At 75.6% G+C, this 7,782-nt stretch carries 5 protein-coding genes; 3 read left to right on the top strand and 2 right to left on the bottom strand.

The window, feature by feature from the left end; all coding sequences use genetic code 11:
• Together AC1MIR_RS11780 and AC1MIR_RS11785 are read right to left on the bottom strand one after the other, a co-directional pair.
• On the bottom strand, positions 1-1,048 hold a 1,048-nt coding region (locus tag AC1MIR_RS11780; protein WP_480028343.1), incomplete at its 3' end, for an isocitrate/isopropylmalate dehydrogenase family protein.
• Positions 1,039-1,731 carry a GntR family transcriptional regulator gene (locus tag AC1MIR_RS11785; protein WP_480028344.1) on the bottom strand — a complete coding sequence of 231 codons (693 nt, stop codon included), beginning with the start codon at positions 1,729-1,731 and terminating at the stop codon, positions 1,039-1,041. The genes AC1MIR_RS11785 and AC1MIR_RS11780, both read right to left, overlap by 10 nt.
• A 113-nt stretch (positions 1,732-1,844) precedes the next feature.
• On the opposite strand from AC1MIR_RS11785, the gene AC1MIR_RS11790 reads away from it, so the two are divergent.
• From AC1MIR_RS11790 to AC1MIR_RS11800, 3 genes are all read left to right on the top strand, one after another.
• Complete coding sequence (locus tag AC1MIR_RS11790) at positions 1,845-6,494, top strand: two-partner secretion domain-containing protein (protein ID WP_480028345.1); 4,650 nt, start codon at positions 1,845-1,847, stop codon at positions 6,492-6,494.
• Between the two features lie 62 nt (positions 6,495-6,556).
• Positions 6,557-6,898 carry a hypothetical protein gene (locus tag AC1MIR_RS11795; protein ID WP_480028346.1) on the top strand — a complete coding sequence of 114 codons (342 nt, stop codon included), beginning with the start codon at positions 6,557-6,559 and terminating at the stop codon, positions 6,896-6,898.
• A 269-nt stretch (positions 6,899-7,167) separates the two neighbouring features.
• The coding region (locus AC1MIR_RS11800) for a hypothetical protein (RefSeq protein ID WP_480028347.1) at positions 7,168-7,782 on the top strand (615 nt) is incomplete at its 3' end.

Consider the following 7,782-nt stretch of genomic DNA (forward strand, 5'->3'; position numbering starts at 1 on the left):
CCCGCCCGCGGCCGATTGCGGCGGGGCGCCGCCCGGCCGCGACGGCGCCGCCCACCGCCGCCTCCCGCTCCGGCGCTGCGGCGGCCCCGGCCGGGCCGGCGCCGCGGCTGCCGAGCCAGTCCAGCATCAGCGCGGCGGAGAGGATCATGGCGGTCGGGTTCGCGATGCCCTTGCCGGCGATGTCCGGCCCGGTGCCGTGGCTCGGCTGGAACACCGCATGGGTGTCGCCGATATCGGCGCTCGGCGCGTAGCCCATGCCGCCGATCAGCCCCGCGGCGAGGTCGGAGAGGATGTCGCCGAACATGTTCTCGGTCGGCAGCACGCAAAAATCCCAGGGCCGGCGCACGAGATCCAGCGCCATCGCGTCCACGTAGTGTTCGCCCGACGGCACTTGCGGGAATTCCCGTGCCACCTCGCGAAAAACCTTCCGCATGAAGGCCATGGAGGTGAAGACATTGGCCTTGTCCACCAGCGTCACCGTCTGCGGCCGCCCAAGCCGCTGCGCGCGCCGCTCCGCCAGGCGGAAGGCGAAGCGGCTCAGGCGTTCTGTGGTGGCGCGCGTGATCACCATCGTGTCCCGCGCCTCGCGGTCCTCGATCACCTCGCCGCGGCCGCGCGCCCAGAACAGCCCCTCCGTGCTCTCGCGGAGGATCACCAGGTCGATCTCCTTCGCGCGCGGATGCGCAAGCGCGAGCGGCACGCCCGGGATCGCGCGGATCGGCCGCACGCCGGCATAGAGGCCGAGGCGGAAGCGGAGGTCGAGCTGCGGCCCGATCTCGGTGCCGTCTTCATGGCGGATGCCGGGCCAGCCCATGGCGCCGAGCAGGATCGCGTCGGCCGCCTCGGCGCGCCGGAAGGTCTCCTCGCTCATCGCCGTGCCGGTGTCGCGGTAGCAGAAGGCGCCGGCGGCGAGCGTCTCGGTGGCGAGGCCGAGTCCGTGGCGGCGCACGAGCTTCTCCAGCACCGCCATGGTCGCGTCCGTCACCTCGACGCCGATGCCGTCGCCCGGCATCAGCGCCACGCGCACATCGTTGCTGCCTAGAGCCATGCGAGGCCACTCCGTTCGATCAGGGCGATGAGTTCGGCGCCGCCGCGCTGGCGGTGCCGGCGATAGCTCTCGCGCGCCGCTTCGGCGTCGCCGGCGCGGATGGCATCGAGCGTCGCGCGGTGCTCGGCGGTGGAGCGGGCGGGCAGCGGGCGCATGTTCAGGGTGAACATCCGCGCGCGGTGCGACTGGTCCCAGACCTGCATCACCATCGCGGCGAGGCGCCGATTGCCGCAAAGCTCCGCCAGGCCGCGATGGAACGCCTCGTCGGCCTCTGCCCAGCCGGGGCGGTCCTCGCGGCCGATCGCGGCCTCCATCGCGTCGCAGGCGCGCAGCAGGGGGGCGAGCTCGGCCTCCTTCAGGCGGCGCCGGGCGAGCAGCTCGGCGGCCTTCGGCTCCAGGCTTTCCAGCACGTCGTAGATGTCGCGCATGTCGGCCGGGGAGATCGCGGTGACGCGCATGCCGTGGCGGGGCGTGACGGCGACCAGCCCGTCCTGCTGCAGGCGCAGCATCGCCTCCCGCACCGGGGTGCGGGACAGGCCGAGCTCCAGCGCCAGCTCGGCTTCCAGCCGCTGCGCGCCCGGCGGCAGGTGGTTGTCGAGGATCATGGCGCGGAGCCGCCGATAGGCGATCTCGGCGGCGGTCGGGCGCGGGGTTCGGATCGGCGCATGGGCCATTGCGCGCATCAATGCATGCATTGACGCACGCAGCAAGCCGTCATCTCTGCATCCTTTGCGTGCAGAGATGGGCAAAAACTTCCGACTGGAGGTTGAGAAACGGCTGGTTCATAGAGGACCACATGGGCCGCGCGATCCGTCCCGTCCTGCTCGCCTCCACCGCGCTGCTGGCGGTCGCGCCGGCCCGCGCGCAGGCGCCGGATGCGCGGCCGCAGGGCGGCGCCGTCGTCGCCGGCCAGGCGCGCATCACCCAGACACCGGCGCGCACGCAGGTCACGCAGTCGAGCAACCGCGCGGTGATCGAATGGCGCGGCTTCGACATCGGCGCGCAGCACCAGGTGGACATCCAGCAGCCGAATGCGGCCTCCTGGTCGCTGCAGCGCGTGACGGGCCCCGATCCTTCCGCCATTGCCGGCCGGCTGACCTCGAATGGCGGGGTGGCGCTGGTGAACCCGAACGGCATCGTCTTCCACCAGGGCGCGCAGGTGGACGTCGCGGGACTGACCGCGACCGCATCCGACACGACGAACAACGCTTTCATGGCCGGCCGCATGGCCTTCGACCGCGCGCCGCGCCCCGGCGCGCGGGTCGAGAACCGCGGCACCATCACCGTGCGGGAGCAGGGGCTGGCCGCGCTGGTCGGGCCGGTCGCCGCCAATTCCGGCACGATCCGCGCGCGCCTCGGCCGCGTCGCCGTCGCGGGCGCGGAGGCGTTCACGCTCGATCTCGCCGGCGACGGCCTGCTGTCCTTCGACGTCACGCGTCAGGTCGGCGCGGCGCCCTCCGGCGCCGCCGCGCTCGCCACCAACAGCGGCGTGATCGAGGCGGAGGGCGGCCATGTGCTGCTCACCGCCCAGGCAGCCTCCGGCGTGCTGGAGACCCTTGTCAGCGCCGGTGGCAGCATCACCGCGGGCACCATCGCCGTGACTGCGCCGGGCGGCGGCGTGAGGGTGCCGGGCGGCGCGGTGCTCGCCGCCACCGGCGCGCCGGGCGGGCGCGTCACGGTCGGCGCGGGCGACGGCAGCCGCATCGGCGCGCCGACGCAGCTCTCCGCCCGCACCACCGTCGCGCGCGACGCCACGCTGCGCGCCGATGGCCGCAGCGGTCGTGGCGGCGAGGTGATCGTCCACGCCGCGCAGCGCACCGAGATGCACGGCCACGCCAGCGCGCGCGGCACGCCGGGCGGCCGAATCGAGGTCTCGTCGCGCGGCGCGCTCGCGCTGGATGCGCGGCTGGATGCCGGGCGCGACGGCACGGTGCTGCTCGACCCGGAGACGCTGCGCATCGTCGCCGCGCTCTCCGGTGCCACCGAGCCCGCCGAGGTCACCGCCGACACCGTCAACACAACGCCCGGCCACCTGGTGCTGCAGGCCGAGCGCAGCATCCGCGTGGAGGCCGCGGTCAACCGCGATGCCGGCCCGCTGACGCTGGAAACCACCAACCCCACCGCCGCGCCGGGCGACGGCATCGCCATCGACGCGCCGCTGACGGTGCTCGGCGACCTGCGCCTGCTCTCCGCCGGCGACATCGTGCAGAGCGCGCCGCTCGACGTCGCCACCCTGGCCGCGCGAAGCCTCGGCGGCGCGGTGCGGCTGGAGCACGCCGGCAACCGCATCCTGGCGCTCGATGGCGGCGGTGCCGCGACGCGCTTCGATGTCGCGAGCGCGCTACCCTTCTCCGTTGATGCGCCGGTCGCGGCGGCGGCGATGCGCCTCTCGACGCCCTTCACGCTCTCGCTCTTCGCGCCGCTCTCGGCCGCCGGCACGCTGGAGATCGCGGCGCTCGGCGGCGTCACGCAGCAGGCATCCGGCGCCGGCATCGCCGCCGGCACGTTGCTGCTCGAAGCGCCTTTCGGCCCCATCGCGCTGCAGGGCGCGGGCAATGCGATCGGCGCGCTCGGCGACGTCACGGCGCCCTTCGGCCTGGCGCTGCGCAACGGCGGCGCGCTGCAACTCGCCGGCGTGCTGAACGGGCTCGGCGCGGCGGTGACGCTCGGCCTCGATGCCGGCGACCTGACACAGGGCCCGGCGTCGCGCCTGATGGCCGGAAGCCTGCGCGCCGAGGCGCCGCGCGGCTCGGTGCTGCTCGATGGCGCGGCGAACGACATCGGGCGGCTGGCCGGCACCGCACGCGACGCCTTCGTGCTGGACGCCGGCCGCGCGCTGCTGCTGGAAGGGCGCGTCACCGCGGCGCGCATCGCGCTCGCCGCCTGGGGCGAGCTGACGCAGGTGACGGATGCGCTGCTTGTCACGCCCGATCTGTCCGCGCGCGCCCTCGGCGGTCGCGTCGCGCTGAACGATCCGCGGAACGAGATCGGCGCGCTGCGCGAGGGTGCCGCCGATGGCGCCTTCAGCCTGGCAAGCTCGGGCACGCTGCGCCTGCTCGGCCGCGTCGCCGCGCCCGCCGTCACGCTGACGGCCGGCGGCAGCCTGCTGCAGGAGCCAGGCAGCACCGTCGAGACGGCGCTGCTGCGCGCGACCGCGCTGACCGGCGCGGTGCGGCTCACCGAGCCGAACGCCGTCGCCGCGCTCGGCGCCTCCGCCGCCGCCCAGGATTTTCTGTTCGTCGGCCCGCGCCCGCTGGAAGTTCTGGACCGGCTCGATGCCGGCGGGGCGCGGCTGCGGGAGGCCGCATCGCGGCGCGTCGCGGCGCCGCTCGCGGGCGGCGACGTCACGCTGCGCGCGCTCGGCGGCGGCATCGCGCAGGGCAGTGGCGCGCGGCGCGCCGCCACGCGGCGCGCCGAGGCGACCGAGGGCGTGGAGCTTTCCGCCGCCGGCAATGCCATCGCCGCGCTGTCGGGCCGCGCGGCATCGGCGTTCCGGCTGCGCACGCAGGGCGCCCTGGTGGTGGACGACCTCGCCGCGCCCGATGTCACGCTGCGCGCCGGCGGCACCATCACGCAGGGCGGCACCGGCATCGGCATCGCCGCCGACAGCCTCGCGCTGGACTCCGGCGGCGCCGTCAGCCTCGCCGCGACAACGAACGCGATTCGCGAGCTGGGCGCCGTCACCGCACCCGGCGGCTTCGTGCTGCGCAGCACGACCGAGCTGCGCCTCGCCGGTCCTGCCGCGACGGCCGGCGCCGAGATCGCGACGGGCGGCGACCTCACGCAACTGCCCTTCGCGGGGCTCGTGGCGGAGTCTCTGCGCCTCGACATCGCCGGAACGGCCACGCTGCAAAGCGCCGGCAACGCCGTGCCGCGGCTGCTCGGCGCGACCATCGGCGGCGATCTCGCGCTCTCCACCGCCGGCGCGCTGGCGCTCGACGGCGTGGTGCAGGCGGGCGGCGCCGTGACGCTGATCGCCGCGGGCACGCTGAGCCAGCCCTCCGGCTTCGTCGCCGCGCCGCTGCTCACCGCGCGCTCCGTCTTCGGTGCCGTGACCCTCGATGGCGCGAACCGTCTTGGCGCGGCGGGCGGCAGCGCGGCGGGCACCTGGCATCTGCGCGATGCCGGCACCGGCACGCTCGGCATCGCCGGGCTGATCGTCGCGCCGGAGGTGACGCTCGCGCTCGGCGGCGGGCTGCAGGAAGGCGGCGGGGCGCTGCGCGCGGATGTTCTGGGCCTCGACATCGCGGGCGCCGTGCTGCTCGACGGCGCGAGCCATCGCGTCGGCGCGCTCTCCGGCCGCGCCGGCGCGCTGCGCCTCGCCGCGGGCGGGCCGCTCGACGTCACGGGGCCGCTCGAGATCGGCAGCGCACTGGCGCTCTCCGCCGAACGCATCGGCTTCGCGGCGCCGGTCTCGGCCGGCGGCGCGGCGCTGCTGGGCGCGCTCTCGGGCGTTGTGGCGCAGGCCGCATTGGGCGCGGCGCTCCGTCTCGGCGGCGCGCTGGAGGTGCATGCCGCCGGCGCCGTCGCGCTCGCTGGCCCCGGCAACGCGGTGCCACGGCTTCTGGCGGGGACTGCCGGCGCCGATTTCGCGCTGGCCAGCGGCGGTGCGCTGACCGTGGCGGGCGGCGTCTCGGGCGAGAGCGTCACGCTGCGTTCGCTCGGTGCCATGCGGCTCGATGGCGCGACGCTGCAGGCCGGGCGCGCCGTGCTGCTGGGCGCGCCGGCGGGGATCGAGGCCGGCGCGCCCAGCACCCTGGAAGCGCGCGACCCCGACCGCCTGCCGGTGCTGATGCTCGACACGCGCCGCGCCAACGGCCTCTCCGCCATACCGTCCTTCGTGCAGCCGGACAGTCCCGGCCTGCCGGCCGCGCAGCAGCCGACGCAACTCGCCGATTTCGGGCCGGCGAGCCCCGCCACGGCGGGGGGCGCGGCCTTCGTCATTCAGGCTGGCGCGGCGCCGGTCTTCCTGCTGCTGGATGGCGCCCCCTCGGTCGGCACGGTGGAGGCCGGGCGGCTCGGCGTGCTCGGCCAGGGGGGCTCGGCCTTCCTGGTCGGGGTGATCGGCGGCGTCGGCGGGGAGGAGGCCGCGGCACTGGTCACGCTGTCCAATGCCGGGGCGAACTACCGTTTCAACAACTGCCCGATGGGCGCGGCGAATTGCGGCCAGACGCCGCCGCCCGGCCCCGATCCCGGCCCCGATCCCGGCCCAGATCCCGGTCCCGATCCGGGCCCGGAGGCGCCGTCGCCGGGGCCGGGCCTGCCGCCGCTGCCGCCGGCTTCCGGCGCCGCGTCGGTGCTGCTGGTGCCGGTGCGCGTGGACCTGTGGGACCTGGAATGGTTCGGCGAAGCCCCCGCGCCGGTCGAGGGGCGCCCGGCGGCGCCGCCCCCCTGGGCGCCCTGGCCCGTCGCCTGGCCGCTGCCCCCGCTGCTGGAGGCCGAGTAGCGCCGCGCCGAACCGCCGCCCCGCCCGCGCGTTCCGACCTGCGTCAGATCCAGGAGGCGATGATGCCGGCACAGAAGACGCGCGACGCGCAGCAGGACGAGGCGGTGCGCGAGACCTTCCCCGCGAGTGACCCGCCGGCCAGCATGGCGGGCGGCGGTGCCCGCGCGGTGCCGCCGGAGCAGCTGATGGACACTGCCGGCCCGGCCGTGCGCGGCGCCGTCACGCTGCGCCGCCGCTTTCCGGATGGCGATGCCGCCAAGCTGGCGCTGGAGCAACTGGTGCGGGCCGGGCCGGTGGACCGCGCGGCGGCGGAGATCCGGGACGCGGATGGCGGGGCGGAACTCCGCCTCGCGGTGCCGGCCGAGGACGCGGATCGTATCCGGGCGATGTTGACGGCTGCGTGACCTTGCCCTGGGCGGTGTGGCACGGAAGCGTCACTTTGGATCAAAGCAAGAACAAAATGTTACGCGCCGCTTGATTTCAGGGAGTTGCGGGGCGTAGCCTCCTCCGGCAAGCGAGGGAGAGGCAGCCCGTGCAGTCATGGCGCGAGCATTCCCGGGCGGTGATGCGCTGGCTTTTCCTCGCCTGGTTGGTCCTGGCGTCGTGGCCAGGCCGCGCATCGGCACAGGTCCGGGAAACGCAGGCCGCCGCGCCCGACGTCGCCAAGCCTGCCATGACGATTGCCGCTGAGGCGACGCGGCTGCTGCCCTGGCTCATCGTCACCGGCATCCTGCTGGCGTTCCTCTGGGGGTCCTGGCTGCTGCTGCGCCACCTCGCGCGGGAGACGCAGGGCAAGACACCGCCTGCCGGCACGCCGGAGGCGCTGACCCTGACCGGCCGGTATTTCGACCTGCCGCTCGGCGTGCCGGAAGGCTCGGTCCGCGCGCTGCTCTCGGTGTTCATCATCGTCTTCGGCTTCGTGCTGATCGCCTTCCAGGAAGCGCTCGGGCTGCGGTCGGCCGAGGCGCTGACCGGATTCATCGGCGCGGTCATCACCTTCTACTTCGCCAGCCGCAACGCCGAGCAGTCCCGCAAGATGGTGGAGGGCGCGCAGGAGGCGGTGCAGCGCGCCACCCAGGCGGCGGAAGGCGCCCGCGCCGCGGCCAGCAACGCCAGCGCCGCCGCCACGGATGCCGGCGCGGCCGCGCGCCGCGCCGCGGGCACCGCCGTGGTGGTCGCCGGCGCCGGCGGCGCCACGCCGGGACAGCAGGGCCGGCTGGCGGCGCGGCGCGGCGCGCAGGGCAAGCGGCAGGCGCTGCGCCGCCGTATCGCGGTGGTCGGCCCGCTC

This window comes from Falsiroseomonas sp. RANM36, assembly GCF_056682175.1.